This window comes from Streptococcus sp. OH4692_COT-348 (assembly GCF_003859975.1).
Lineage (GTDB): Bacteria > Bacillota > Bacilli > Lactobacillales > Streptococcaceae > Streptococcus.
Genome location: NZ_RQZB01000020.1, coordinates 1 through 24,915, shown reverse-complemented (window position 1 = coordinate 24,915; position 24,915 = coordinate 1). Strand labels below are relative to the sequence as shown.

The 24,915-nt window shown below is 41.0% G+C and carries 28 protein-coding genes, 1 tRNA gene and 1 pseudogene; 28 read left to right on the top strand and 2 right to left on the bottom strand.

The window, feature by feature from the left end:
* The first annotated feature begins 92 nt into the window (after nucleotides 1-92).
* The 26 genes and pseudogenes from EII37_RS09775 (at nucleotide 93) to EII37_RS09645 (ending at nucleotide 21,718) form a co-directional block, all read left to right on the top strand.
* Complete coding sequence (locus EII37_RS09775; RefSeq protein ID WP_124788441.1) at nucleotides 93-872, top strand: hypothetical protein; 780 nt, start codon at nucleotides 93-95, stop codon at nucleotides 870-872.
* A gap of 1 nt (nucleotide 873) precedes the next feature.
* A complete protein-coding gene (locus tag EII37_RS09770) occupies nucleotides 874-1,056 on the top strand; it encodes a hypothetical protein (protein ID WP_124788440.1) in 183 nt (60 codons plus the stop codon).
* A gap of 265 nt (nucleotides 1,057-1,321) precedes the next feature.
* Nucleotides 1,322-1,555 (top strand): DUF1858 domain-containing protein, encoded by a 234-nt coding sequence (locus tag EII37_RS09765; RefSeq protein WP_000368738.1) that lies wholly within the window; start codon nucleotides 1,322-1,324, stop codon nucleotides 1,553-1,555.
* On the top strand, nucleotides 1,555-2,889 hold the full coding sequence (locus EII37_RS09760) for a DUF438 domain-containing protein (protein ID WP_124788439.1): 1,335 nt from the start codon (nucleotides 1,555-1,557) through the stop codon (nucleotides 2,887-2,889). Before EII37_RS09765 ends, EII37_RS09760 begins: the two co-directional genes overlap by 1 nt.
* Nucleotides 2,890-2,898: 9 nt before the next feature.
* On the top strand, nucleotides 2,899-3,153 hold the full coding sequence (locus EII37_RS09755; RefSeq protein WP_124788438.1) for a DUF1912 family protein: 255 nt from the start codon (nucleotides 2,899-2,901) through the stop codon (nucleotides 3,151-3,153).
* Between the two features lie 95 nt (nucleotides 3,154-3,248).
* Nucleotides 3,249-3,644, top strand: coding sequence for a helix-hairpin-helix domain-containing protein (locus EII37_RS09750; RefSeq protein WP_124788437.1), 396 nt, complete (start codon nucleotides 3,249-3,251; stop codon nucleotides 3,642-3,644).
* A gap of 283 nt (nucleotides 3,645-3,927) precedes the next feature.
* Nucleotides 3,928-4,506: a flavin reductase family protein gene (locus EII37_RS09745; RefSeq protein WP_124788436.1), complete on the top strand. Its 579-nt coding sequence runs from the start codon at nucleotides 3,928-3,930 to the stop codon at nucleotides 4,504-4,506.
* The gene (locus EII37_RS09740; RefSeq protein ID WP_124788435.1) at nucleotides 4,493-5,053 is read left to right on the top strand and encodes a GNAT family N-acetyltransferase; all 561 of its coding nucleotides are present in this window, start codon (nucleotides 4,493-4,495) and stop codon (nucleotides 5,051-5,053) included. The genes EII37_RS09745 and EII37_RS09740 overlap by 14 nt, the downstream gene beginning before the upstream one ends.
* Complete coding sequence (locus EII37_RS09735) at nucleotides 5,053-5,631, top strand: AAA family ATPase (protein ID WP_124788434.1); 579 nt, start codon at nucleotides 5,053-5,055, stop codon at nucleotides 5,629-5,631. Before EII37_RS09740 ends, EII37_RS09735 begins: the two co-directional genes overlap by 1 nt.
* Nucleotides 5,624-8,272, top strand: coding sequence for a valine--tRNA ligase (locus EII37_RS09730; protein ID WP_124788433.1), 2,649 nt, complete (start codon nucleotides 5,624-5,626; stop codon nucleotides 8,270-8,272). Before EII37_RS09735 ends, EII37_RS09730 begins: the two co-directional genes overlap by 8 nt.
* A 374-nt stretch (nucleotides 8,273-8,646) precedes the next feature.
* Nucleotides 8,647-9,393: pseudogene (locus EII37_RS09725) on the top strand (DUF3883 domain-containing protein).
* 38 nt (nucleotides 9,394-9,431) lie between these two features.
* Nucleotides 9,432-9,575: a hypothetical protein gene (locus tag EII37_RS09720; RefSeq protein WP_185696002.1), complete on the top strand. Its 144-nt coding sequence runs from the start codon at nucleotides 9,432-9,434 to the stop codon at nucleotides 9,573-9,575.
* A 118-nt stretch (nucleotides 9,576-9,693) separates the two neighbouring features.
* On the top strand, nucleotides 9,694-10,269 hold the full coding sequence (locus tag EII37_RS09715; protein WP_124788431.1) for a TetR/AcrR family transcriptional regulator: 576 nt from the start codon (nucleotides 9,694-9,696) through the stop codon (nucleotides 10,267-10,269).
* On the top strand, nucleotides 10,266-10,946 hold the full coding sequence (locus tag EII37_RS09710) for an ABC transporter ATP-binding protein (protein ID WP_124788430.1): 681 nt from the start codon (nucleotides 10,266-10,268) through the stop codon (nucleotides 10,944-10,946). Before EII37_RS09715 ends, EII37_RS09710 begins: the two co-directional genes overlap by 4 nt.
* 3 nt (nucleotides 10,947-10,949) lie before the next feature.
* On the top strand, nucleotides 10,950-12,095 hold the full coding sequence (locus EII37_RS09705; protein ID WP_124788429.1) for an FtsX-like permease family protein: 1,146 nt from the start codon (nucleotides 10,950-10,952) through the stop codon (nucleotides 12,093-12,095).
* Between the two features lie 404 nt (nucleotides 12,096-12,499).
* Entirely contained in the window at nucleotides 12,500-13,087 is a 588-nt protein-coding gene (gene rpoE, locus EII37_RS09695; protein ID WP_185696001.1) for a DNA-directed RNA polymerase subunit delta, read from the top strand.
* Between the two features lie 236 nt (nucleotides 13,088-13,323).
* Nucleotides 13,324-14,931: a CTP synthase gene (locus EII37_RS09690; protein ID WP_124788427.1), complete on the top strand. Its 1,608-nt coding sequence runs from the start codon at nucleotides 13,324-13,326 to the stop codon at nucleotides 14,929-14,931.
* Nucleotides 14,932-15,050: 119 nt separating this feature from the next.
* Nucleotides 15,051-16,127 carry an N-acetylmuramoyl-L-alanine amidase family protein gene (locus EII37_RS09685; protein ID WP_185696000.1) on the top strand — a complete coding sequence of 359 codons (1,077 nt, stop codon included), beginning with the start codon at nucleotides 15,051-15,053 and terminating at the stop codon, nucleotides 16,125-16,127.
* 90 nt (nucleotides 16,128-16,217) lie between these two features.
* Complete coding sequence (locus EII37_RS09680; RefSeq protein WP_001013971.1) at nucleotides 16,218-16,517, top strand: DUF4651 domain-containing protein; 300 nt, start codon at nucleotides 16,218-16,220, stop codon at nucleotides 16,515-16,517.
* A complete protein-coding gene (locus EII37_RS09675) occupies nucleotides 16,514-16,831 on the top strand; it encodes a thioredoxin family protein (RefSeq protein ID WP_124788426.1) in 318 nt (105 codons plus the stop codon). Before EII37_RS09680 ends, EII37_RS09675 begins: the two co-directional genes overlap by 4 nt.
* A gap of 15 nt (nucleotides 16,832-16,846) precedes the next feature.
* Nucleotides 16,847-17,473: a YtpR family tRNA-binding protein gene (gene ytpR, locus EII37_RS09670; RefSeq protein WP_124788425.1), complete on the top strand. Its 627-nt coding sequence runs from the start codon at nucleotides 16,847-16,849 to the stop codon at nucleotides 17,471-17,473.
* Nucleotides 17,474-17,514: 41 nt separating this feature from the next.
* The gene (locus EII37_RS09665) at nucleotides 17,515-18,276 is read left to right on the top strand and encodes an SDR family NAD(P)-dependent oxidoreductase (RefSeq protein ID WP_124788424.1); all 762 of its coding nucleotides are present in this window, start codon (nucleotides 17,515-17,517) and stop codon (nucleotides 18,274-18,276) included.
* A gap of 77 nt (nucleotides 18,277-18,353) precedes the next feature.
* Nucleotides 18,354-18,749: a single-stranded DNA-binding protein gene (locus tag EII37_RS09660; RefSeq protein WP_124788423.1), complete on the top strand. Its 396-nt coding sequence runs from the start codon at nucleotides 18,354-18,356 to the stop codon at nucleotides 18,747-18,749.
* 155 nt (nucleotides 18,750-18,904) lie between these two features.
* Entirely contained in the window at nucleotides 18,905-19,189 is a 285-nt protein-coding gene (groES, locus tag EII37_RS09655; protein WP_060806144.1) for a co-chaperone GroES, read from the top strand.
* A 15-nt stretch (nucleotides 19,190-19,204) separates the two neighbouring features.
* Nucleotides 19,205-20,827 carry a chaperonin GroEL gene (groL, locus tag EII37_RS09650; RefSeq protein WP_124788422.1) on the top strand — a complete coding sequence of 541 codons (1,623 nt, stop codon included), beginning with the start codon at nucleotides 19,205-19,207 and terminating at the stop codon, nucleotides 20,825-20,827.
* Nucleotides 20,828-20,950: 123 nt separating this feature from the next.
* Nucleotides 20,951-21,718 carry an epoxyqueuosine reductase QueH gene (locus tag EII37_RS09645; RefSeq protein ID WP_020900987.1) on the top strand — a complete coding sequence of 256 codons (768 nt, stop codon included), beginning with the start codon at nucleotides 20,951-20,953 and terminating at the stop codon, nucleotides 21,716-21,718.
* Between the two features lie 69 nt (nucleotides 21,719-21,787).
* On the opposite strand, the gene EII37_RS09640 is transcribed toward EII37_RS09645, so the two are convergent.
* Both EII37_RS09640 and recX read right to left on the bottom strand, forming a co-directional pair.
* Nucleotides 21,788-22,321, bottom strand: a complete 534-nt coding sequence (locus EII37_RS09640; RefSeq protein WP_000775316.1) for a DUF402 domain-containing protein — start codon at nucleotides 22,319-22,321, stop codon at nucleotides 21,788-21,790.
* A gap of 88 nt (nucleotides 22,322-22,409) precedes the next feature.
* A complete protein-coding gene (gene recX / locus EII37_RS09635) occupies nucleotides 22,410-23,186 on the bottom strand; it encodes a recombination regulator RecX (protein WP_124788421.1) in 777 nt (258 codons plus the stop codon).
* Between the two features lie 37 nt (nucleotides 23,187-23,223).
* Here recX and rlmD point away from each other — a divergent pair, with 37 nt between their 5' ends.
* Together rlmD and EII37_RS09625 are read left to right on the top strand one after the other, a co-directional pair.
* Nucleotides 23,224-24,579: a 23S rRNA (uracil(1939)-C(5))-methyltransferase RlmD gene (gene rlmD / locus EII37_RS09630; RefSeq protein WP_124788420.1), complete on the top strand. Its 1,356-nt coding sequence runs from the start codon at nucleotides 23,224-23,226 to the stop codon at nucleotides 24,577-24,579.
* A gap of 61 nt (nucleotides 24,580-24,640) precedes the next feature.
* A tRNA-Glu gene (locus EII37_RS09625) sits at nucleotides 24,641-24,712 on the top strand.
* Nucleotides 24,713-24,915 lie beyond the last annotated feature (203 nt).

Below are 24,915 nucleotides of genomic sequence, written 5' to 3'. Positions count from 1 at the left end.
AGCTGTATTTGCAAAAGACAGTTTAAAAAATTTGTAAATACCTCATAGTATGATATGATAAAGTTTAATACGAATGATGAATGGAGATAGAGATGGGCAAACAAGAGTTAGCGATGCAAGTGCTACAACAAGTGGTGAAATTACCCATGGTCAAAGTTGATCGAGAAAAATTTTTAGTTGACAAATTTTCTAAAGAGTTAGATCGAAAGGATATTGCTACATTATTGGAAAAAGGTCCGACCTCTTTGTTAACAAAGGAAAGCTTGGATCGAGTTGCTAAGACCTGTATTAAGGACAATGTTCTACGAGCAAGCGGGACTTCGATTTTGGCAGGTTTACCTGGTGGTATTGCCATGGCAATCACTATTCCAACAGATGTAGTTCAGTTTTACGCTTTTTCATTAAAGTTGGCCCAAGAACTAGGCTATATTTATGGATTTGATGATCTTTGGGAATCCCGTGATGAATTGAGCGAGGATGCTCAAAATACACTCTTGCTTTATCTCGGTGTCATGCTAGGGGTAAATGGAGCAGGGGCTTTACTTCGCTCTGGAGGTGTGACAGTTGCCAAGCATGCGATGAAGACGATTCCGCAGAAAGCTTTGACAAAGACACTTTGGTATCCTATTCTGGAAAAAGTTTTGAAAATTTTTGGAGTCAGCTTGACAAAGGGAGGCTTGGCTAAGGGAATGGGAAAAGTGATTCCTATTTTAGGAGGTGTCCTTTCTGGTGGCTTAACCTTTGCGACCATGAAGCCGATGGGGGAAAGACTGCAAAAGGAATTATCCAAATTAGTTAATTATAATGAAGGGCAGTATCAACTAGATATTGATACTATCCGAAAAGAAGCTGAAATCATCGAAGGTGAGTAATATGGGACTCATAAAAATTCTAGCTAAAACTTACGGAAATTACTTTTTGACCATGCAAGGTGTAAAAGTGATAAAAACGATAAAGAAAGATGACCATGTTGTTGTTGGTCTGGGAAAACTTTTTATTGCTGACAAGCTAATGGATACGGCTCGGTGGCTCATTAAGCCAGAGGATAAAAAATGAAATTTTTCTGGGGACTTCTTGCTATTCTTTTTATCAAACCAATTTTTGGGATTGTGAAATTCTTTTGGATGATCATCTCTTTTGCAGTCCAATTGCTGTTTTACAAGCTATTATTTAAAATATTGGATTGGCTCTTTAAACTTATTTAGGTCGTAATCCAAGTCGCAGACAACTAGCAGGAACTCCATTGCTAGTTTTTTAATCTCTTTCCTTGTGGTATAATAAAAGCAGTAAAATCATTTTAGAATATTCAATGGAGGTCGTCATGGACAATATCATCGATGTTTCAATTCCTGTTGCAGAAGTGGTGGACAAGCATCCAGAAGTCTTGGAAATTCTAGTGGAGTTGGGTTTTAAACCTCTTGCTAATCCCTTGATGCGCAACACAGTCGGTCGTAAAGTATCGCTCAAACAGGGTTCTAAGCTTGAAGGAACCCCTATGGCCAAGATTGTCCGCACACTGGAAGCGAATGGCTACGAAGTGATTGGGTTAGACTAATGGCAGATGAACGGATTCATGTCCTGCGGGATATTTTGTTAGAATTGCACAATGGTGCCTCTCCTGAGTCGGTTCAGGAGCGTTTTGATGCGACCTTTGCGGGTGTCTCAGCTATAGAGATTTCCCTCATGGAGCACGAGCTGATGAACTCAGACTCAGGTGTCACCTTTGAAGATGTTATGGAACTCTGTGATGTCCATGCCAATCTTTTTAAAAATGCTATTAAGGGTGTCGAAGTAGAGGATACTGAGCATCCAGGTCACCCAGTTCGGATTTTCAAAGAAGAAAATCTAGCCCTCAGTGCGGCCTTGATTCGCATTCGGAGATTGTTAGATACCTATGAGTCTATGGAAGATGAAGAAATGCTGGTGGAGATGCGCAAGGGCTTGGTGCGTCAGATGGGACTTGTGGGGCAATTTGACATCCATTACCAACGTAAAGAAGAACTCTTCTTTCCTATCATGGAGCGCTATGGACACGATTCACCCCCAAAAGTTATGTGGGGAGTGGATGATCAGATTAGGGAACTCTTTCAAACAGCTTTAGCGACAGCCAAGTCACTACCAGAAGTGCCGATTCGTAGTGTAAAAGAAGATTTTGAAGCCTTTGCGACAGAGTTTGAAAGTATGATTTTCAAGGAAGAGTCCATCCTCCTCATGATTCTTCTTGAATCCTTCACTCAGGATGACTGGCTTCAGATTGCGGAGGAGAGCGATGCCTATGGTTATGCCATTATCCGTCCGTCTGAGAAATGGGTGCCAGAACGCCAGAGTTTTGTTGAGGAAAAGATTGCAGATGAGTCTGTACAGCTAGATACGGCAGAAGGTCAAGTTCAACAAGTTATCGATACGCCAGAAGGGCAGTTTACCATTACCTTTACCCCTAAGGAAAAGGAAGCAGTGCTGGACCGTCATAGTCAACAGGCTTTTGGGAATGGCTATCTTTCAGTCGAGCAGGCTAATCTCATTCTCAATCATCTCCCTATGGAGATTACCTTTGTCAATAAAGATGATATTTTCCAGTATTACAATGATAATACGCCAGCTGATGAGATGATTTTCAAACGGACACCCTCCCAAGTTGGGCGCAATGTTGAACTCTGTCATCCACCTAAGTACTTGGATAAGGTAAAGACCATCATGAAGGGACTTCGTGAGGGAAGCAAAGACAAGTATGAAATGTGGTTCAAGTCTGAGTCGCGAGGTAAGTTTGTCCACATCACCTACGCTGCAGTGCACGATGAAAACGGAGAATTCCAAGGTGTGTTGGAGTACGTTCAGGATATCCAGTCCTACCGTGAGATTGACACGGACTATTTCCGTGGATTAGAATAAGGAGAAAAAATGAGTTACGAACAAGAATTTATGAAGGAATTTGAAGCTTGGGTCAATACCCAAATCATGATCAACGACATGGCGCACAAGGAAAGTCAAAAAGTCTACGAAGAAGACCAAGACGAGTGTGCCAAAGATGCCATGATTCGTTACGAAAGCCGCTTGGATGCTTATCAGTTCTTGCTTGGTAAGTTTGAAAACTTCAAGGCAGGTAAGGGATTCCATGATTTACCAGAGGGATTGTTTGGTGAGCGGAATTATTAAATGAGATAGATTCTTGATTTTTTACTAAAATCTTGATAGAATATTTATATTAAATCCTTGTCAGAACAGGGGTTTTTTATTGAAAGGATTTTATCATGTCAAAGAAACTCAATCGTAAAAAACAATTACGAAATAGCCTCCGTCGAGCAGGTGCCTTTTCAAGTACTGTGACTAAGGTTGTAGAAGAGACAAAGAAAGTCGTAAAACGTGCTGAGCAGTCAGCAAGCGAAGCTGGTGAGGCTGTTTCTAAAAAAGTTGAACAAGCAGTAGAAGCTACCAAAGAGCAAGCTCAAAAAGTAGCCAATTCTGTAGAAGATTTTGCAGCAAACTTGGGTGGACTTCCACTTGATCGTGCCAAAACTTTCTATGATGAAGGAATCAAGTCTGCGTCAGATTTTAAAAACTGGACTGAAAAAGAACTCCTTGCCTTGAAAGGAATCGGCCCAGCTACAATCAAGAAATTGAAGGAAAATGGCATCAAGTTCAAGTAATCTTTCTTGTTCCTTGCATTTCCGAAAAAATCTTGCTACAATAGAGCCATTAGAGGTGTTTTGAATCCCACATTTTACAGAAAGTGGCGGTGCTGAGAAGTCCACAAATGTGTCAAAATTGGTTGCTAATGGATGAAAAATTGAAATAAAAGTGTCTTTTTGTTTTAAAGACGAGAGTTGCGGGCAACTGCCCGAATTTGGGTGGTACCGCGGATAAGCATATTCGTCCCTGTCATGTAGATGGCAGGGCTTTTCTTTTGTATCTTGGTCAAAGGAGGTTGTCATGAAGCAATCTTTTAACACAAGCAAACTGTATTATGGCTTTCCTATTTTCATTTTGGGGTATCAGGATCAGAATTTTGGACACAATATTACGACCTGTAGCTCCTCTTATAGCTTGGGAGATTGGCTAGTCATTGGTGTCGGAGCTGAGGAAAATGCGGCTGAGCAAATCAAGCATTACCAGAAGTTTACTGTGAATATTCCTGATGAAAATCTCATGTTCGAGATGGAGCAGGCTGGTTTTATCAGTCATCGAGAGAAATTGAAACACCTGGGGCTAGACTACGAGATTTCTGAACAGACTCAGTCTCCTATTTTAGAGACTTGTCCAGTCGTGTTGGACTGTCAGGTAGATCGGATTATCGAGGAAGATGGAATCTGTCATATTTTTGCCAAGATTATCGATCGACTTGCTGCTCCAGATCTCTTGGATGAGAAAGGGCATTTTAAAAATGACCGTTTTTCACCGACTTACTTTATGGGGGACGGTCACCAGCGCGTTTATCGTTATTTAGATAACCGTGTTGACCCTATGGGGAGCTTCATAAAGAAAGCGAGGAAGAAGGATGGCAAGAACTGAGTTGCCAGATAAAATCGAAACAGAACGTCTCGTTTTACGAGTCCGTACAGTGGCGGATGCAGAGGATATCTTTGACTATGCTAGTCTCCCAGAAGTTTCTTACCCAGCAGGCTTTCCACCCGTCAAGACCTTGGAAGATGAAATTTACTATCTGGAGCAGATCCTTCCCGAACGCAATGAAAAGGACAATCTCCCAGCTGGCTATGGGATTGTCATCAAAGGAGCCGATAAAGTCATTGGTTCTGTTGACTTCAATCACCGCCATGCGGACGATGTGCTAGAAATTGGCTATACCTTGCACCCAGGCTACTGGGGGCGTGGCTATGTACCAGAAGCAGCGCGTGCCTTGATTGACTTAGCCTTTAAAGATTTGAGTCTTCACAAGATTGAGCTGACTTGCTTTGGTTACAATCTCCAAAGTCAACGAGTTGCAGAGAAGCTTGGATTTACCCTCGAAGCTCGAATAAGAGACAGAAAGGATGTTCAAGGAAACCGCTGTGACAGTCTGATATATGGTTTGCTGAGAAGTGAGTGGGAGGTAATTTGATGCATCTTTTCATCATTGGTGCTCCGGCTTCTGGGAAAATGACCATTGGTCAAGAACTATCTCGACTGACGGATTCTACCCTCTTTTATAACCATCAAGCCATCGATTTTGCACTAGAAATCTATCAGGACTTTACAGAGGAAATGTGGGAATTTGTTCGTGGAATCACCTTTTCTTTCCTTGGAGCAAGTGCAAGAAATCAGCGATCAGTAATTTTAACTGACGTAATTGATTTTTCAAATCAGTACCAGCTGCTGTATTTGAAGCAAATTCAAGGTTTGTTGAATGACTATCATCAAGAGATTCTTTTTGTTGAGTTGGAAACAAGTCTTGAAGAGCGCATACGTCGAAATCGAACGGAGAATCGATTAAAGCACAAACCCTTAAAACGACATATTGAGGTATCTGAAAGAGAAATTTTAGAGACTGCTGAAACACTTCAATTAAATTCTCAACATCAACCGAATGAGTTGCACCACTACTTTAAAATAAATAATACGAATTTGTCAGCAGAAGAAACTGCTAAGCAAATTCAAAATAAAATGAATACAATAGAGAAAGGACAAACACATGTCTAAAGAACTTTCACCTAAATACAATCCAGCCGAGGTTGAGGCTGGTCGTTACCAAAAATGGCTTGACGCTGATGTTTTCAAGCCTTCAGGAGACCAAAAGGCTAAGCCTTATTCAATCGTCATTCCGCCACCAAATGTAACTGGTAAGCTTCACCTTGGTCACGCTTGGGACACGACTTTGCAGGATATCATCATCCGTCAAAAACGCATGCAGGGCTTTGATACGCTTTGGCTTCCAGGTATGGACCACGCGGGGATTGCGACTCAGGCTAAGGTTGAGGAGCGCTTGCGTGGAGAGGACATTACACGTTATGACCTCGGTCGTGAGAAATTCCTCGATAAAGTTTGGGAATGGAAAGACGAGTATGCCACTACCATCAAAGAACAATGGGGCAAGATGGGGCTCTCTGTAGACTACTCTCGCGAGCGTTTCACCCTTGATGAAGGTTTGTCAAAAGCCGTTCGCAAGGTCTTTGTGGACCTTTACAAGAAAGGTTGGATCTACCGTGGTGAGTTTATCATCAACTGGGACCCAGCAGCTCGCACAGCCCTTTCTGATATCGAGGTGATTCACAAGGATGTCGAAGGTGCCTTTTACCACATGAACTACATGCTGGAAGACGGCTCACGCGCCCTTGAAGTTGCGACAACTCGTCCTGAGACCATGTTTGGGGACGTTGCCGTTGCGGTCAATCCAGAAGACCCACGCTACAAGGACCTGATTGGCAAAAACGTCATCCTTCCAATCGCTAATAAGTTAATCCCAATCGTTGGGGATGAACACGCAGATCCTGAGTTTGGTACAGGTGTCGTGAAAATCACGCCTGCCCACGATCCAAACGACTTCTTGGTTGGTCAACGTCATAACTTGCCACAAGTCAACGTCATGAACGACGATGGAACCATGAATGATCTTGCCTTCGAATTTGCAGGCATGGACCGTTTTGAAGCTCGTAAGGCAGTCGTTGCCAAGTTGGAAGAAATTGGCGCCCTTGTTAAAATCGAAAAACGTGTCCACAGTGTTGGTCACTCAGAGCGTACAGGTGTAGTGGTTGAGCCACGCTTGTCTACACAATGGTTCGTTAAGATGGACCAATTGGCGAAAAATGCTATTGCCAACCAAGACACAGAGGACAAGGTAGAATTTTACCCACCTCGTTTCAATGATACTTTCCTTCAATGGATGGAAAATGTCCACGACTGGGTTATCTCTCGTCAGCTCTGGTGGGGTCACCAAATCCCTGCTTGGTACAATACTGAGGGTGAAATGTACGTCGGTGAAGAAGCTCCAGAAGGTGACGGATGGACTCAGGACGAAGATGTCTTGGATACTTGGTTCAGTTCTGCCCTTTGGCCATTCTCAACCATGGGCTGGCCTGATGTCGACTCAGAAGACTTCAAACGTTACTTCCCAACTTCAACCTTGGTTACAGGTTACGACATCATCTTCTTCTGGGTATCTCGTATGATCTTCCAATCATTGGAATTCACTGGCCGTCAGCCATTCCAAAACGTGCTTATCCACGGTCTTATTCGTGACGAGCAAGGACGCAAGATGTCTAAATCTCTCGGTAACGGGATTGACCCAATGGATGTCATTGAGAAATACGGTGCCGATGCCCTTCGTTGGTTCCTTTCAAACGGTTCTGCACCAGGGCAAGACGTGCGCTTCTCTTACGAGAAAATGGATGCTTCATGGAACTTCATTAACAAGATCTGGAACATCTCTCGCTATATCCTCATGAACAATGAAGGTTTGACTCTTGAGCAAGCAACTGCCAATGTGGAAAAAGTTGTCAACAAGGAAGCTGGAAATGTCACAGACCGCTGGATCCTCCACAACCTCAATGAAACGATCGGCAAAGTCACTGAAAACTTTGATAAGTTTGAATTTGGTGTTGCTGGACACATCCTCTACAACTTCATCTGGGATGAATTTGCGGACTGGTATGTTGAGTTGACTAAGGAAGTCCTTTATAGTGATAATGAAGAAGAGAAAGTCATCACACGTTCTGTTCTCCTTTATACCTTGGACAAGATCCTTCGTCTCCTTCACCCAATCATGCCATTCGTGACAGAAGAAATCTTTGGACAAATCTCAGAAGGCTCTATCGTTACAGCAGAATACCCAACTGTTAACCCAGCCTTTGAAGACCTTGCTGCCCACACTGGTGTGGAAAGCCTTAAAGACTTGATTCGTGCAGTACGTAATGCGCGTGCGGAAGTAAACGTAGCACCAAGCAAGCCTATTACCATCCTTGTTAAGACAAGCGATAGCGACTTGGAAGCCTTCTTTAACAGCAATGTCAACTACATCAAACGTTTTACAAATCCAGAACACTTGGAAATCGCGTCAAACATCCCTGCGCCTGAACTTGCAATGTCAAGCGTCATCACAGGAGCAGAAATCTACTTGCCACTGGCAGATCTCCTCAATGTCGAAGAAGAACTTGCTCGTCTCGATAAAGAACTGGCTAAATGGCAAAAAGAACTGGACATGGTCGGCAAGAAGCTCTCTAACGAACGCTTCGTAGCCAATGCCAAACCAGAAGTCGTCCAAAAAGAACGTGACAAACAAGCCGACTATCAAGCTAAGTACGACGCGACTGTAGCACGTATCGATGAGATGAAGAAGTTAATTTGAAATTTTTAGGGTAAGTAAAATGGGAATTCTAAAGAAAATCTTACAAAACAAAATTGTCAATACAAATGGATATACTCGTTCTGATACTGGTACTAAAGTCCACGCATATCTACGGACTCATCCCAAAAATCAAGGTGCGGGTAAAAAACTTACAAGAAACATTATTAATGCCTTAAAAAAATAATATTAATCTATCAAAACACGGTGTGATGCCGTGTTTTTTGGTATGATGGAATCAATATCTATTGATGGAGAAAGTGATGTCTAAACACCCGCATTATGAATTGTTATAGTTGGTTGAAGTTAGAATAGTACGTCGTGACTGCTAAAACATTTCTAGAAATTAATTTGACTTTCCTAATCGATTTGTTCATATTTTATTTCAATCTACTATAAATTTAATTGGCTACAGTCTGGCAAAGTTTGACAAGCTTTTTATAAAAGAATTTCAATGTTCTAGTAAGTCGGAGTTTTATCACTATGTGGTTTCTTTGGAAATTGCTGAAACAACTGGAGTTGTAAAAAATAGAATGGATTTATTTGATCCTTATTTTGACAATAATCGAAAAGGTTGGTGGCAGAAAGCTGAAGTTTATCGTTTTCGTAAAGATTTAATTGATATGATGTTTGGAAATGAAGATGTTCATAGTTATGCTGAAATCGTTAAAATGCTACTTGCCAGTGAAAGAAAGCGAACAGATATTACTACCATTGAAAAACCAATTATTCGAACTAAATTCAAACGTCTACAGGAAACGGAAATGGAGGCAGAGAATTATTTTATCCTTCATTTTGATAAAGAAGAAAAATTCCAAGGTGGACTATTGACCGAGGCCCGTATTTATGGTGATGGATATGATTTCCAAGTAGATGTTCAAGAACATTCTTATCTTGCCGAAGTTAAAGGAATTCGAAAATCTAAGGGTCGCATTCGATTGACTGCCAGAGAATATGAAAAAGCCAAAGAGTTTAAATCAGATTTTATTTTATCCTTAGTTACTAACCTAGATGATATTCCCAAGCTAGTGTGAATTGATAATTCTTTGAATCATTTTGAATTCCAAAAGAGCATCATAAAAAATGAAGTCATAGAATATAGAAGCTTAGAAGATTTGTATTAGTTCTCCCTTAACTTTTCTAGTTGAAAGAACGAGAAGTTTTGACAGGTCAACGTTTAAATGAACTGGAAATCAACGGAATTCGTTTGACCAAGTTTAATAATGGCGAAATCGGCATTGAATTCATCTGGATTGATACTGAAAATCCACCTAGCGATACCATCGACTGGGTAGCAAAGAAATAAAAAGTTCGCTGTCTTTTTGTTTTGTGTTCTACAGTTTTTTCTTGACAAGTCTTTCTTTTTTATGGTATTCTTTTATACAACAAATGTTGCGCAACAAATGTTGCGCTAAAGGAGTCTTATGCCACCAAAGGTTAAATTTAGTAAAGAGGCTATCATTGGGAAAGCTTTACAATTGGTGAGAGAAGAGGGCATGGCTAGTTTGACGGCTCGAGCATTAGCGGAGCAACTGGGAGCCACACCAAGAGTCATTTTTGGGCAATTTGCCAATATGGCCGAGTTACAAGCAGAGGTTATTGGTGCTGCGGAAATGGTAGTGGTGGAGTATATTCGTAAGGCCTTAGAAGATGAGAAGCCTTTTCGATCCGTCGGGGTTGCTTATATCCTTTTCGCCTCAAAAGAACCCCAACTCTTTCAATTGCTTTTCCAAAATCCCAGCAAAGATCCGATTCGTCGCTTTCAAGATTTTCTTCCCATGAAGGATCATAGTTACCAATTGGTTCTGGATTTAATCGTCGCAGACTACCCTTTGAATATAGAGGAGGCTAGTCGCTTGTACCAGCATCTATTTATCTACTCGCATGGGATGGCCTCAATGGTTGCTTCTGGCATTTATCAATTCAGCATGGAAGAAGTGATTGGATTACTGACAGAGGTTTGTCAATCTCTCATCAAAGAAATGGTAGGAAAGAAATGATTCAACTAGAAAATGTGCACAAAAGTTACGGCCAAACCAAGGTTTTAAAAGGGATTGATTTGCAGATTCAAGACCAGGATGATGTGGTTATCCTCGGTCCTTCTGGATCAGGCAAGTCAACTCTCTTAAACGTTCTGTCAGGTTTAGAAAAGGTAGACGAGGGACATATCCTCATTCACGGACAGGATTTGGCTCGACTCACAGATACTCAATTGACAGCCTTTAGACGTGAGAAGATTGCCTTTATTTTTCAGCAGTATTATTTATTGCCTAATCTAACAGTCAGACAGAATGTAAAGATGGGGGCAGACCTGGCAAATAATCATGATTTTTTGCAGATTATCGAGGATTTGGGACTTGGCGATAAACTGGACAAGTATCCGAGTGAATTGTCAGGTGGGGAACAGCAGAGAGTCTCCATTGCTCGGGCCTTGGCCAAAAAGCCAGAGATTCTTTTCTTAGATGAACCGACGGGAGCCCTGGATGAAGAAACGGGGCGCAAGATTCTCGACTATATCTGGGAGTTAAAGGAAAAGCTTGGTTTGATCCTCATCATGGTGACGCACAACCAAAATATTGCGGATATGGCAAGAACCATCATTCGTGTCAATAGTGGCAAGATTACCGAAGTTGTGACCAATGATCAGCCTCAGACTGCTTATGAAATTGGATGGTAAGCCATGTTTTCAGTAAAAGATATTCGAAAATTAGTTGTCGTCAGTATAATTGGGGCTTGTGCGGTCTTTGTGGCCAATCTCTTCTTGAATTTTTACCTTGATATCGAGCAGTTGGAGATTTCTAAAACTAATCCAATGATTCAGACCTACTATGACGCTCAGGTTTCGCTTTCTTGGATGGTGGCCATGGTCAGTGGAGTTGTCTTGTCCTTGACGTCGGTCCTTCTCATGTGTTTTTATATTAAACAATTTGTCGATGATCATAAGGAACAATTAGGAATTTTAAAGGCTTTGGGCTATAGCAATGGCCAGTTGGCTAAACGATTTTGGGCATTTGGGCTCAGTTTTGGTGCCGGAGCGCTTCTTGGCTATTTCGCTTCTTTTCTTATGATGGGGCATTTTTATGACTTCCGGAATGAAAAGGGGATCCTGCCAGAAATCACCATTCATTTTCATTGGCAGCTCTTGCTTGCTTTTGTGGTCCTTCCAACGGCATTTTTTATGCTTATCGCGGTTGGTTATGCTAGAAGACAACTACAAACGCCGGCTCTTCGCTTATTGAAAAAGTCCCCAACACCAATCAAGGTCAAAAGGAAAAAGAGGTCTCCTAAGAAAGAGAAAGACTTCCTAAAAGAGCTGTCTTCGTCACTAATTTGGGGGAGAAAATCTATCCTGTTTTTTGTAGTCTTTGGCTCTATGTGTTTTGCGGCCATGGTTCAATTGTCCTTTGGTCTAAGGGACTACACAGATGACATCATCCAAACCATGATGATCATGATTGGCTTGACCCTTTCTTTCTCTATTCTCTTTTTGTCATTGGGGATTGTCGTCTCAGAAAGTCGCGAAACCCTGGCTCTTATGAAGGCTTTTGGCTACACAGATCGTGAATGCCAAGGTCATATCCTATCTCCCTATCGTTTCTGGGCCTATCTAGGATTTGTTCTTGGGACGGCTTATCAGTACGCTATCATGGAAATCTTGATTGGTGTGATCAAAGATACGGTTCCTGAAAAGATTGAGCATCACTTTGATGGGAATGTTTGCTTCTGGACTTTGATCGGTTTTGCTGTGGTTTATGAAAGTCTCTTTTATCTATCCAACAGAAAACTCCAAAAGCAAACCATCAAAGAAGTACTCTTAGCTGAATAAATAGAGAAGGTTGGATTCTCCAGCCTTTTTCTTATGAAACTCATTAACAAGAGAAGGATTTTTCCCTATTCTAGGGAAAATGAAATAAAGGAAAGAAAACGAAGTTACTGGCAGGACCTGAAATGATCTTTTTACTTGATTTGACGCAACAAATAATCCTTTATCTCTGTAGGAATCCTCTTGCAGTTTGTGGTTGGTATTGGAGTTGCAGCCTTGAGTTATAAATAAATCAATATACCTGTGGTCATGTTACACAGGTCTTTCAATTAGCCGAAATATTTCACCTTTATTTTTTCTTAACCTTTGACTATTCTACAAAATTATCGTAAAATAAAGAGTAAATGATAAAATGAGGTCAGAGTCTGTTTGCTCTGGCGATAGTAGTATAAATGAGGAGAAACGCTTTGGAATTAGAAGTATTTACTGGGCAAGAAAAAAGTGAACTATCTATGATTGAGGTAGCGCGTGCTATCTTGGAACTTCGTGGTCGTGATCATGAGATGCATTTTAGTGATCTTGTAAACGAAATTCAAAACTACCTTGGAACATCAAACAGCGATATCCGTGAAGCCTTGCCTTTGTTCTACACAGAGTTGAACTTTGACGGTAGCTTCATCTCACTTGGGGACAACAAATGGGGGCTTCGTTCGTGGTATGGTGTGGATGAAATCGACGAAGAAATCATCGCTCTTGAAGAAAATGACGACGATGAAGTAGCACCAAAAGCTAAGAAAAAACGTGTCAATGCCTTCATGGACGGCGATTCAGATGCCATTGACTACAATGCTGATGATCCAGAAGACGAAGATGCATACGAAGCAGATCCTGCTCTTTCATACGATGATGAAAATCCAGATGATGAGAAAAACGAAGTGGAAGCTTATGATGCAGAAATCAACGAAATCGCTCCAGATGACTTGGGTGAAGACGTGGATCTCAACGAAGAAGACGATGAGTTTTCTGATGATGACGCTGAAAACAACGAGGAATAAAAGTTAGCTATTGACAATTATTCTATTTTTAGGTATCATATTGTTCGGGCACCTCTTTTAGAGGTCGGGGCTCCCTAGTTATTAGGGAGCTATTTTTGTTTTTTCAAGAAGTTATCTTCTTGTATTTTGGTTGTGAATCTGGTGCAGTCGTTCCAGATTATTCTTATTAGTAGGGTCTTGTTTTCTATGTCCCCTCGTAGTTAACAAGGCCTTGAGCATTTTAGAAAGAGGAATCTATGTCTACGAAATATATTTTTGTAACTGGTGGTGTGGTATCGTCTATTGGGAAAGGAATTGTTGCAGCAAGTCTGGGCCGTCTCTTGAAAAATCGTGGTCTCAAAGTAACCATTCAAAAATTTGACCCTTATATTAATATTGATCCAGGAACTATGAGTCCTTACCAGCACGGGGAAGTTTTTGTGACAGATGACGGAGCTGAGACAGATTTGGACTTGGGTCACTATGAACGTTTCATCGATATCAATCTCAACAAATATTCCAACGTGACAACTGGTAAAATTTACAGTGAAGTTCTTCGTAAGGAACGTCGTGGAGAATACCTTGGGGCAACTGTTCAAGTCATTCCTCATATTACAGATGCTTTGAAAGAAAAAATCAAGCGTGCCGCTCTAACAACCGACTCTAATGTCATTATTACAGAGGTCGGTGGAACTGTTGGGGATATCGAGTCCTTACCATTCCTAGAGGCCCTTCGTCAGATGAAGGCAGATGTGGGGGCTGATAATGTCATGTACATTCATACAACCTTGCTTCCTTACCTCAAGGCTGCTGGTGAGATGAAGACCAAGCCAACCCAACACTCTGTCAAAGAATTGCGTGGATTGGGAATCCAGCCAAATATGTTGGTTATTCGTACAGAAGAGCCAGCTGGCCAAGGAATTAAAAACAAACTAGCACAGTTCTGTGATGTGGCACCAGAAGCCGTTATCGAATCGTTGGATGTCGAACATCTTTACCAAATTCCATTGAACTTGCAGGCACAAGGTATGGACCAAATTGTCTGTGACCATTTGAAATTAGACGCACCAGTAGCAGATATGACAGAATGGTCAGCCATGGTGGACAAGGTCATGAACCTGAAAAAACAAGTCAAGATTTCCCTTGTTGGTAAGTATGTGGAGTTGCAAGATGCCTACATCTCAGTGGTCGAAGCCTTGAAACACTCTGGTTATGCCAATGACGCAGAAGTTAAAATAAACTGGATCAATGCCAATGATGTGACAGCAGAGAATGTGGTAGAGCTTTTGTCTGATGCTGACGGAATCATCGTACCAGGTGGTTTTGGTCAACGTGGTACGGAAGGTAAAATCCAAGCCATCCGCTATGCGCGTGAAAATGATGTTCCAATGTTGGGTGTCTGCTTGGGCATGCAGTTAACTTGTATCGAATTTGCTCGTCACGTTTTAGGTCTTGAAGGTGCCAATTCTGCAGAGCTTGCACCAGAAACAAAATATCCTATCATTGATATCATGCGTGATCAGATTGACGTTGAGGATATGGGGGGGACCCTTCGTTTGGGGCTTTATCCATCTAAGTTGAAACGTGGTTCTAAGGCAGCAGCTGCTTATCACAATCAAGAAGTGGTGCAACGCCGTCACCGTCACCGCTATGAGTTTAATAATGCCTTCCGTGAGCAGTTTGAGGCAGCAGGCTTTGTCTTTTCAGGAGTTTCTCCAGACAATCGCTTGGTAGAAATCGTGGAAATTCCTGAAAATAAATTCTTTGTAGCGTGTCAGTATCACCCTGAACTGTCAAGCCGTCCAAATCGTCCAGAAGAACTTTACACTGCCTTTGTCACTGCAGCGGTTGAGAACAGCAATTAGCAAAATCAGAACCTTTGAGAAGAATCTCAGAGGTTTTTTGATAGCATGATTAGGATAAGATTTGCAAATTAAAAACATAGTAATATAATTAACATAATAAAACTTAAGGAGGAACTACGATGAAAAAAATCACATTATTTGGTTTGTCTCTAGCTGGTCTAGCTTTACTGGCTTTTCCACATTCAGGGCAGGCATTTGAGCTTAAAGAAGAATGGGTTGTTAAGTGTGGAGTACAGTATCAAGATGGCAATATTCTTCGGTTTAACAATGGTCATGAAGTGGATATCAAAGTCTTGGATTTGCCAAAAACCGAGAAAATCGAGTGGACAGTTAGTCTCAATGGTCAAGATCAAACTGCCAATTTCCTAGGTCAAGAAAAGGACAAGTCTATGATGGGTGTAGAGGGGCGTTACCTGAATTTCTATGTTCCATATGGTTATAGAGGAGATATCAAGGTAGAAGCTAAGAGTGGAAACGAAGTAAAGACCTGGTCAACAAAAGTTGTGGATGATATTCATAATGATAGTGGAAAGAGAGGTTACTATCGTATTGAAGAATCAAATGATCAATACACTTACCTCGATGCTAAATGGGATTATCAAACCAAGACTTACACTGCTACCTTACCAGAGACTGTCAATGGTCAAAAAGTCTTTGCTTGGGCAAATTATGATAATGACGAGTTGAAGCTCGAAAAACTAAAAACTATCAGTCATAAATATGATGATGGAGGATCTTTCAAAGAACTTTATCCAGTTGTAAAAGCAGAAAGCTGGTTAAAATCAAACCAAAACTGGTACTATCAAAAACAAGGTCAATTAGTGCAGAAGGATTGGATTTACGACCAGGGAACTTGGTATTATATGAATGATAAAGGAGTCATGTTCAATCAAACTTGGCTTTATCAAGGTAGCAACTGGTATGCCTTTAAATCATCAGGAGCCATGATTGCTAGTGATTGGCTTTACGATCAAGGCAAGTGGTACTATTTATCAACTTCAGGAGCCATGAAAGCAAGCACTTGGGTTTATGACAAGGGAGAATGGTATTATGTAAGTTCTTCTGGTGCCATGCTAGCGAATGATTGGGTCAAAGATAATGGCAAGTGGTATTATCTAGCTTCATCAGGTAAGATGCTTCGCAATACCTACACACCTGATGGTTACTACGTTGGCAACTCAGGAGCCTGGCAATAAGAATAAGAAGTCCTTTTCCTTAAAGGAAGAGGCTTTTTACTTGCTTTTCTGCTGCTTCCTCATTTGTCCTAAAGCCTTTTTTGTGTTAAAATGAATGGTATGAAAGCTAAAAAAATGTGGATGGCTGGTCTGGCTCTGCTTGGTATTGGGAGCCTTGCCCTTGCTACGAAAAAAGTTGCAGATGACCGTAAGCTCATGAAGACTCAGGAAGAGTTGACAGCGATTGTGCGAGACCATTTTTCAGACATGGGGGAAATTGCGACCCTCTATGTTCAAGTTTATGAAAGCAGTCTGGAGAGCTTGGTTGGTGGCGTCATTTTTGAGGATGGCCGTCATTATACCTTTGTCTATGAAAATGAAGACCTGGTCTATGAGGAGGAAGTTTTATGATACAACCAGCAAGTTTAGAAGAATTGGCATCTTTAGTAGAAAAAGATGGTAAGAAGGTCTTCCTTTTTGTGGCGGACTGGTGTGGCGATTGTCGTTATATTTATCCTGCTTTACCAGAAATTGAGGAGACCAATCCAGAGTTCACCTTTATTCGCGTGGATCGAGATCAGTATATGGATCTAGCTAAACTCTGGGATATTTACGGAATTCCTAGCCTTGTTGTTCTAGAAAAAGACAAGGAAATTGGTCGTTTTGTTAATCGCGACCGTAAAAGCAAGCAACAAATTAACGACTTTTTAGCAGGACTGAAATAGGAGAAAAAGGAAACAATGATTTTTACATATAATAAAGAACATGTCGGTGATGTCCTTATGGTCATCGTGAAAAATAGCGGAGATGCCAAACTAGATGTGGAGCGCAAAGGCAAGGTAGCTCGTGTTTTCCTCAAAGATAATGGGGAAACAGTGGCATGGAATATTTTCGAAGTTTCAAGTTTGTTTGAAATTGCAGAGCGCGGTCAAGTCTTTTTATCAGATGAACAAGTAGCTCGTTTGAACCAAGAGTTGCAGGCGGAAGGTTTTACAGAAGAAATTGTTAATGATAAGGAACCAAAGTTTGTTGTTGGTGAAATTATCGAGATGGTAGCTCACCCAGATAGTGACCACCTCAACATCTGCCAAGTTGCAGTCGCAAGTGACAAGACAGTGCAAATCGTTGCAGGGGCTCCTAATGCGCGTGTCGGGTTGAAAACCATTGTAGCTCTTCCCGGAGCAATGATGCCCAAAGGCAATCTTATTTTCCCAGGCGAACTTCGTGGTGAAAAGAGTTTTGGCATGATGTGCAGTCCTCGTGAATTGCATCTGCCAAATGCTCCGCAAAAACGTGGTGTGATTGAATTATTAGAAGACCAAGTTGTTGGAACTCCGTTTGATCCAGCTAAACACTGGACTGCCTAAGAAGTTGTTAGTATCTGATAGACCAGCTAGAAGGAAATAAGATGGCAAAAAATGTTGTGATTACAGGGGCGACATCAGGAATTGGTGAAGCGATTGCGCGTGCTTATCTGGAGCAGGGTGAGAATGTCGTTCTAATTGGACGACGGACAGACAGACTAGAAGCCCTTAAGTCGGAGTTTGCAGAAGCCTTCCCAAATCAAAATGTCTGGACTTTTCCGCTAGATGTCACGGATATGGCCATGGTCAAGACTGTCTGCTCCGATATTCTAGAAACGATAGGGAAGATTGACATCTTAGTTAATAACGCCGGTCTGGCTCTAGGTTTAGCACCCTATCAGGATTATGAAGAGCTGGATATGTTAACAATGTTAGATACCAATGTTAAAGGTTTGATGGCAGTCACTCGCTGTTTCTTGCCAGCAATGGTAAAAGCTAATCAGGGGCATATTATCAATATGGGGTCGACCGCAGGAATTTATGCCTATGCAGGTGCAGCTGTCTATTCAGCGACCAAGGCAGCGGTTAAGACCTTTTCAGATGGTCTGCGAATTGATGCCATCGCAACGGATATCAAGGTGACGACTATTCAGCCAGGGATTGTCGAAACAGATTTCTCTACAGTTCGTTTTCATGGTGACAAAGAGCGGGCTGCGACGGTTTATCAAGGAATCGAAGCCTTGCAAGCTCAGGATATTGCAGGCACAGTAGTCTATGTGACCAGTCAACCTCGTCGTGTACAGATTACAGATATGACCATTATGGCCAATCAACAGGCGACAGGTTTCATGGTTCATAAAAAGTAAAAAATTTCCTCGAAAAGTTACAAATTTCTGTAACTTTTTTTGATTTCCTACGAATAGATAAGTAGGAGGCAGAAAATATGTATAATAAAGTTATCTTAATCGGACGCTTGACGTCTACACCAGAATTGCACAAAACCAACAATGACAAGTCAGTAGCGCGAGCGACTATTGCAGTCAACCGTCGTTACAAAGACCAAAATGGGGAGCGTGAAGCTGACTTTGTCAATATGGTCCTATGGGGCAGACTAGCAGAAACAATGGCAAGCTACGCAACCAAAGGAAGTCTCATTTCAGTGGATGGAGAATTACGTACCCGTCGCTTTGAGAAAAATGGTCAAATAAATTATGTGACTGAAGTACTTGTTACAGGATTCCAATTATTAGAAAGTCGTGCCCAACGTGCCATGCGTGAAAATAACGCAGGTCAAGATTTGGCTGACTTGGTTTTGGAAGAAGAGGAATTGCCATTTTAAGTATTGAAAAGTCTGAGTTGCTCTCAGGCTTTTTATCTTGAGAAAGTCAGACTTTTTTCTTGACTATTTCTGACCAAGTGATACAATAGAACTATAAATTAGCACTCAGATATAAAGAGTGCTAATACTATCTATCTCATTATGGAGGAAATCAGATGTTGAAACCATTAGGAGACCGTGTGGTCTTGAAAATCGAAGAAAAAGAACAAACTGTTGGAGGTTTTGTCCTCGCAGGTTCAGCTCAAGAAAAAACCAAAACAGCTCAAGTTGTGGCTACTGGACAAGGTGTTCGTACCTTGAACGGTGAATTGGTTGCTCCAAGTGTTAAAGCTGGAGACCGTGTCTTAGTTGAAGCCCACGCAGGTCTTGATGTCAAAGATGGCGATGAAAAGTACATCATTGTTGGCGAAGCTAACATCTTGGCAATCATTGAAGAATAGAAGGAGAAAGTAAGTATGTCAAAAGAAATTAAATTTTCATCTGATGCTCGTTCAGCTATGGTTCGTGGTGTCGATATCCTTGCAGACACTGTTAAAGTAACCTTGGGACCAAAAGGTCGTAATGTCGTTCTTGAAAAATCATTTGGTTCACCACTCATCACCAATGACGGTGTAACTATTGCCAAAGAAATCGAATTGGAAGACCATTTTGAAAATATGGGTGCCAAATTGGTATCAGAAGTAGCTTCAAAAACCAATGATATCGCAGGCGACGGGACTACAACTGCAACTGTTTTGACCCAAGCAATTGTCCGTGAAGGAATCAAAAATGTCACAGCAGGTGCCAATCCAATCGGAATTCGTCGTGGGATTGAAACAGCAGTTGCTGCAGCAGTTGAATCCTTGAAAAATAACGCTATTCCAGTTGCTAATAAAGAAGCCATCGCTCAGGTTGCTGCTGTATCTTCTCGTTCTGAAAAAGTCGGCGAATACATTTCTGAAGCCATGGAAAAAGTAGGGAAAGATGGGGTCATTACCATCGAAGAGTCACGTGGTATGGAAACAGAGCTTGAAGTTGTTGAAGGAATGCAGTTCGACCGTGGTTACCTTTCACAGTACATGGTGACAGATAGCGAAAAAATGGTGGCAGACCTTGAAAATCCGTACATTTTGATTACAGACAAGAAAATTTCCAATATCCAAGAAATCTTGCCACTTTTGGAAAGCATTCTCCAAAGCAATCGTCCACTATTGATTATTGCGGATGATGTGGATGGCGAGGCTCTTCCAACTCTTGTTTTGAACAAGATTCGTGGAACCTTCAACGTAGTAGCAGTTAAGGCACCTGGTTTTGGTGACCGTCGTAAAGCTATGCTAGAAGATATCGCCATCTTAACAGGCGGAACAGTTATCACAGAAGACCTTGGTCTTGAGTTGAAAGATGCGACAATTGAAGCACTTGGTCAAGCAGTGAGAGTAACTGTGGACAAAGATAGCACGGTTATCGTAGAAGGTGCTGGAAATCCTGAAGCGATTTCTCACCGCGTTGCGGTTATCAAGTCTCAAATCGAAACCACAACTTCTGAATTTGACCGTGAAAAATTGCAAGAACGCTTGGCCAAATTGTCAGGTGGTGTAGCGGTTATTAAGGTCGGTGCCGCAACTGAAACTGAGTTGAAAGAAATGAAACTCCGCATTGAAGATGCCCTCAACGCTACTCGTGCAGCTGTTGAAGAAGGAATCGTTGCAGGTGGTGGAACAGCACTTGTAAATGTTATACCTGCCGTAGCTGATTTGGAATTGACAGGAGATGAAGCAACAGGACGCAATATTGTTCTCCGTGCTTTGGAAGAACCTGTTCGTCAAATCGCCCACAATGCAGGATTTGAAGGTTCAATCGTTATCGATCGTTTGAAAAATGCTGAAGTTGGTACAGGCTTTAACGCAGCAACTGGCGAGTGGGTTAATATGATTGATCAAGGGATTATCGACCCAGTTAAAGTGAGCCGTTCAGCCCTACAAAATGCAGCATCTGTAGCCAGCTTGATTTTGACTACGGAAGCAGTCGTAGCCAATAAACCAGAACCAGTAGCCCCAGCTCCAGCCATGGATCCAAGCATGATGGGCGGCATGATGTAAGCTTTTTATAGAAAACACAAAAGGAGGGAATGCCTACCCCTCCTTTTTATGATATTCACTTCTAAATTGATTTGAGCTCTCCTAACTTATATGATAAAATAAGACTAGAAAAAGGAGAAGAACATGATCGATGTAGAAGAAATTCTGAGCAAGATGAACCCTAATCAGAAGATTAATTATGACCGTGTCATGCAGAAGATGGTACAAGTATGGGAGAAAAATGAGCAACGGCCAACCATTCTCATGCATGTTTGCTGTGCCCCTTGCAGTACCTATACCCTAGAATATTTGACCAAGTATGCAGATGTGACCATCTATTTTGCCAATTCTAATATCCATCCCAAGGCAGAATACCATAAGCGTGCCTATGTGACTAAAAAGTTTGTCAGTGATTTCAATGAGCGAACTGGCAATAACGTTCAATACCTAGAAGCTCCTTATGAACCTAATGAATATCGTAAACTGGTTCGAGGTTTGGAAGAAGAACCTGAAGGTGGCGACCGTTGTAAGGTTTGCTTTGACTACCGCCTGGATAAGACAGCGCAAGTGGCTATGGATCTGGGCTTTGATTATTTTGGCTCAGCCTTGACCATTAGTCCTCATAAGAATTCTCAAACCATTAACAGCATCGGAATCGATGTGCAAAAAATTTATACAACCCACTATCTTCCAAGTGATTTCAAGAAAAATCAGGGCTACAAACGTTCAGTAGAGATGTGTGAGGAGTATGATATATATCGTCAATGTTATTGTGGATGCGTCTATGCAGCCCAAGCTCAGAATATTGACCTGGTTCAGGTTAAGAAAGATGCTACAGCTTTCTTGCTGGATAAGGATGTTGAAAAAGACTATTCCCACATTAAATTTACTGTTACGAAATTAGATATATAGAGACCAACCCAGCTGAAAAGCTGGGTTTTTCAAATAAAAAACCAGGGCTTTCACCCTAGTTTGACAACTTTACCGATTCTTTAGTTCTACATAGCGCTTGTACCAAATGTTTACATAGGCTTCTGAGAAAGGACCTCGTCCATTGTTAATCCAATCAACAAGAATTTTGACATGTTCTTTTAAAATATAGTCCAAGTCATCAGAATAATTCATTTTGCGTTTGTGACGCTCATACTCCTCAACGTCCAAGAGACGTTTTTCCCCATCTGTAAAAATTTTAACATCCAAATCGTAATCAATGTACTTCAGTGCTTCTTCATCCAGATAGTAGGGGCTAGCCATATTGCAATAGTAGGAAATTCCATTATCGCGAATCATGGCAATGATATTAAACCAATATTTCTTGTGAAAGTAAACAATAGCTGGTTCTCGAGTAACCCAACGACGACCATCACTTTCGGTAACCAGTGTATGATCGTTGACACCAATAATGGCGTTTTCTGTTGTTTTTAGTACCATGGTGTCCCGCCAAGTTCGGTGGAGACTCCCATCATGCTTATAACTTTGAATTGTAATAAAGTCGCCTTCTTTTGGAAGCTTCATAACTAACCAACTTTCTACAATTTATAAGTTTATCGCTTACTATTGTACCATAAAATTACCTAAAATCTGTGAATTTTACATGAAAATATTAAAGATATTCTCTGAGAGCGCTTGCTATATCCGAAAAATCGTAGCCTTTTCGTGCTAAAACTTGAGTTAAACGCTGTTTAAGTTCGTATCCTTCATACTTTCGAGCATACTTGGCATATTGCTTGTCAAGTTCCTTGAAGATGAGTTCCTGAGTTGTTTCTTCGTCTACTTGGCTATCCAATTCGTCAAAGGCACTTTTAGCATCAGAGTATGAGAAGCCCTTGTTGGTCAGATTTTGGATGATCTTATCTTGCAAGGCACGAGCTGGAAGTTTTCCTTCATATTTTTTCAATAGTTTATTGGCTACACGTTGAGCAACTTCCGAAAAATCAAATTCTTTCAAGTTCTCTTCTATAGTAGATTTTGAAACCCCTTTTTGTGTTAGTTTCTGAATCAGTACATAAGGCCCCTTGTCTCCTGAAAGTTGATTGGCATTGATGATAGCATAAGCGTACTGGCCATCATTAATCCACTTATCTTCTTTAAGATTAGCAATGACTTGAGAGACTATGTCTTCATTAATATCGTATTTTTTCAGATATTCTCTAACCTCTTTTTCAGTGCGTGCTTTAAAGGATAGGTGGTAGAGGGCCAGATTTTTACCATAAGAAAATTGGGCAAAGTCCTGAATCTCTTTCAATTCGTCTTCGCTTATCACCTTATCTCTCGATAACATAAAACGAACAATTGTATCTTCAGTAATATAGCATTTATTGTCATTATCAAGCTCCATCAGATAGAGTCTTTTTTTCTTTTCAAGTTTTGTGATTTTCATAGTTCTATTATAACTCAAAATGTGATAAGATAGGGGTATGAATCTGAAAGTGAAACAAAAAATACCATTAAAAATCAAGCGCATGGGAATTAATGGTGAGGGAATCGGTTTTTACCAAAAAACATTAGTCTTTGTACCTGGAGCTTTAAAAGGAGAAGATATCTATTGTCAGATTACTTCTATTAAACGCAACTTTGTTGAGGCAAAATTACTGAAGGTCAACAAGAAGTCTAAATTTCGAGTTGTGCCAGCTTGTACTATTTACAATGAGTGCGGAGGCTGCCAAATCATGCACCTGCATTATGATAAGCAGCTGGAGTTCAAGACGGACTTGCTTTATCAAGCGCTGAAAAAATTTGCCCCTACAGGATATGAAAACTATGAAATTCGTCCGACAATTGGTATGCAGGAACCAAAATATTACCGTGCTAAGTTACAATTTCAGACTCGAAAATTTAAAAATCAAGTCAAGGCAGGCTTATATGCACAAAACTCCCACTATTTAGTAGAGTTGAAAGACTGCCTAGTACAAGATAAGGAAACTCAAGTGATTGCTAATCGTCTAGCAGAATTACTTACTTATCACCAGATTCCAATCACGGATGAGAGAAAAGTTCTAGGTGTTAGAACGATAATGGTCCGGCGAGCAAGAAAGACTGGACAGGTTCAGATTATTATTGTTACAAACCGTCAGCTTAATTTAACCCAACTAGTAAAAGACTTAGTTAAAGACTTTCCAGAAGTTGTGACAGTAGCTGTGAATACAAATACAGCTAAAACCAGTGAGATTTATGGTGAAAAGACAGAGATTATCTGGGGACAAGAGAGTATTCAAGAAGGTGTACTTGATTATGAATTTTCACTATCTCCTCGAGCATTCTATCAACTAAATCCTGAACAAACAGAAGTCCTCTATAGCGAGGCGGTAAAAGCGCTGGATGTTGATAAAGAAGACCATTTAATTGACGCTTATTGTGGAGTTGGAACGATTGGATTTGCCTTCGCAAAGAAAGTTAAAACACTCAGAGGTATGGATATTATTCCAGAAGCCATTGAAGATGCTAAGCGAAATGCTAAAAGAATGGGATTTGACAACACACATTACGAAGCAGGAACGGCAGAAGAGATTATTCCTCGTTGGTACAAGGAAGGCTACCGAGCAGATGCTCTGATAGTAGATCCACCACGTACAGGTCTGGATGACAAGTTATTAGATACAATTCTTACCTATGTACCTGAAAAAATGGTTTATATTTCTTGCAATGTTTCGACCTTGGCTCGTGATTTAGTGCGCTTAGTAGAAGTCTATGATCTTCGTTATATCCAGTCGGTCGATATGTTTCCACATACAGCTCGAACGGAAGCAGTTGTAAAATTAATTAAAAAAGTTTAAAAAAGGTGTTGACAAAGTTAGAAAAGTGGGTATAATAGTAAGAGTTGAAAATAACAGCTCTGGTCCGTTGGTCAAGGGGTTAAGACACCGCCTTTTCACGGCGGTAACACGGGTTCGAATCCCGTACGGACTATGGTATGTTGTGGTTGGAACACTTGATGAAAAAAGTTTAAAAAAGTTTCAAAAAAGTGTTGACAAGCGAAAGCGACTGTGATATACTAATATAGTTGTCACTTGAGAGAAGCGAGTGACAAAGACCTTTGAAAACTGAACAAGACGAACCAATGTGCAGGGCACTACAACTAAGGTTGTAGTACTGAACAATGAAAAAACAAT

Bases quoted from the DNA above. Each gene is read 5' to 3' on its own strand.
- ytpR (WP_124788425.1), top strand. From the start codon at position 16,847: ATGATTTTTACATATAATAAAGAACATGTCGGTGATGTCCTTATGGTC.
- EII37_RS09735 (WP_124788434.1), top strand. From the start codon at position 5,053: ATGCATCTTTTCATCATTGGTGCTCCGGCTTCTGGGAAAATGACCATT.
- EII37_RS09740 (WP_124788435.1), top strand. From the start codon at position 4,493: ATGGCAAGAACTGAGTTGCCAGATAAAATCGAAACAGAACGTCTCGTT.
- rlmD (WP_124788420.1), top strand. From the start codon at position 23,224: ATGAATCTGAAAGTGAAACAAAAAATACCATTAAAAATCAAGCGCATG.
- groES (WP_060806144.1), top strand. From the start codon at position 18,905: ATGTTGAAACCATTAGGAGACCGTGTGGTCTTGAAAATCGAAGAAAAA.
- EII37_RS09765 (WP_000368738.1), top strand. From the start codon at position 1,322: ATGGACAATATCATCGATGTTTCAATTCCTGTTGCAGAAGTGGTGGAC.
- EII37_RS09640 (WP_000775316.1), bottom strand. From the start codon at position 22,321: ATGAAGCTTCCAAAAGAAGGCGACTTTATTACAATTCAAAGTTATAAG.
- EII37_RS09690 (WP_124788427.1), top strand. From the start codon at position 13,324: ATGTCTACGAAATATATTTTTGTAACTGGTGGTGTGGTATCGTCTATT.
- groL (WP_124788422.1), top strand. From the start codon at position 19,205: ATGTCAAAAGAAATTAAATTTTCATCTGATGCTCGTTCAGCTATGGTT.
- EII37_RS09730 (WP_124788433.1), top strand. From the start codon at position 5,624: ATGTCTAAAGAACTTTCACCTAAATACAATCCAGCCGAGGTTGAGGCT.
- EII37_RS09705 (WP_124788429.1), top strand. From the start codon at position 10,950: ATGTTTTCAGTAAAAGATATTCGAAAATTAGTTGTCGTCAGTATAATT.
- EII37_RS09680 (WP_001013971.1), top strand. From the start codon at position 16,218: ATGAATGGTATGAAAGCTAAAAAAATGTGGATGGCTGGTCTGGCTCTG.
- EII37_RS09675 (WP_124788426.1), top strand. From the start codon at position 16,514: ATGATACAACCAGCAAGTTTAGAAGAATTGGCATCTTTAGTAGAAAAA.
- EII37_RS09770 (WP_124788440.1), top strand. From the start codon at position 874: ATGGGACTCATAAAAATTCTAGCTAAAACTTACGGAAATTACTTTTTG.
- EII37_RS09715 (WP_124788431.1), top strand. From the start codon at position 9,694: ATGCCACCAAAGGTTAAATTTAGTAAAGAGGCTATCATTGGGAAAGCT.
- EII37_RS09760 (WP_124788439.1), top strand. From the start codon at position 1,555: ATGGCAGATGAACGGATTCATGTCCTGCGGGATATTTTGTTAGAATTG.
- EII37_RS09755 (WP_124788438.1), top strand. From the start codon at position 2,899: ATGAGTTACGAACAAGAATTTATGAAGGAATTTGAAGCTTGGGTCAAT.
- EII37_RS09660 (WP_124788423.1), top strand. From the start codon at position 18,354: ATGTATAATAAAGTTATCTTAATCGGACGCTTGACGTCTACACCAGAA.
- EII37_RS09750 (WP_124788437.1), top strand. From the start codon at position 3,249: ATGTCAAAGAAACTCAATCGTAAAAAACAATTACGAAATAGCCTCCGT.
- recX (WP_124788421.1), bottom strand. From the start codon at position 23,186: ATGAAAATCACAAAACTTGAAAAGAAAAAAAGACTCTATCTGATGGAG.
- EII37_RS09685 (WP_185696000.1), top strand. From the start codon at position 15,051: ATGAAAAAAATCACATTATTTGGTTTGTCTCTAGCTGGTCTAGCTTTA.
- EII37_RS09775 (WP_124788441.1), top strand. From the start codon at position 93: ATGGGCAAACAAGAGTTAGCGATGCAAGTGCTACAACAAGTGGTGAAA.
- EII37_RS09645 (WP_020900987.1), top strand. From the start codon at position 20,951: ATGATCGATGTAGAAGAAATTCTGAGCAAGATGAACCCTAATCAGAAG.
- EII37_RS09745 (WP_124788436.1), top strand. From the start codon at position 3,928: ATGAAGCAATCTTTTAACACAAGCAAACTGTATTATGGCTTTCCTATT.
- EII37_RS09710 (WP_124788430.1), top strand. From the start codon at position 10,266: ATGATTCAACTAGAAAATGTGCACAAAAGTTACGGCCAAACCAAGGTT.
- EII37_RS09665 (WP_124788424.1), top strand. From the start codon at position 17,515: ATGGCAAAAAATGTTGTGATTACAGGGGCGACATCAGGAATTGGTGAA.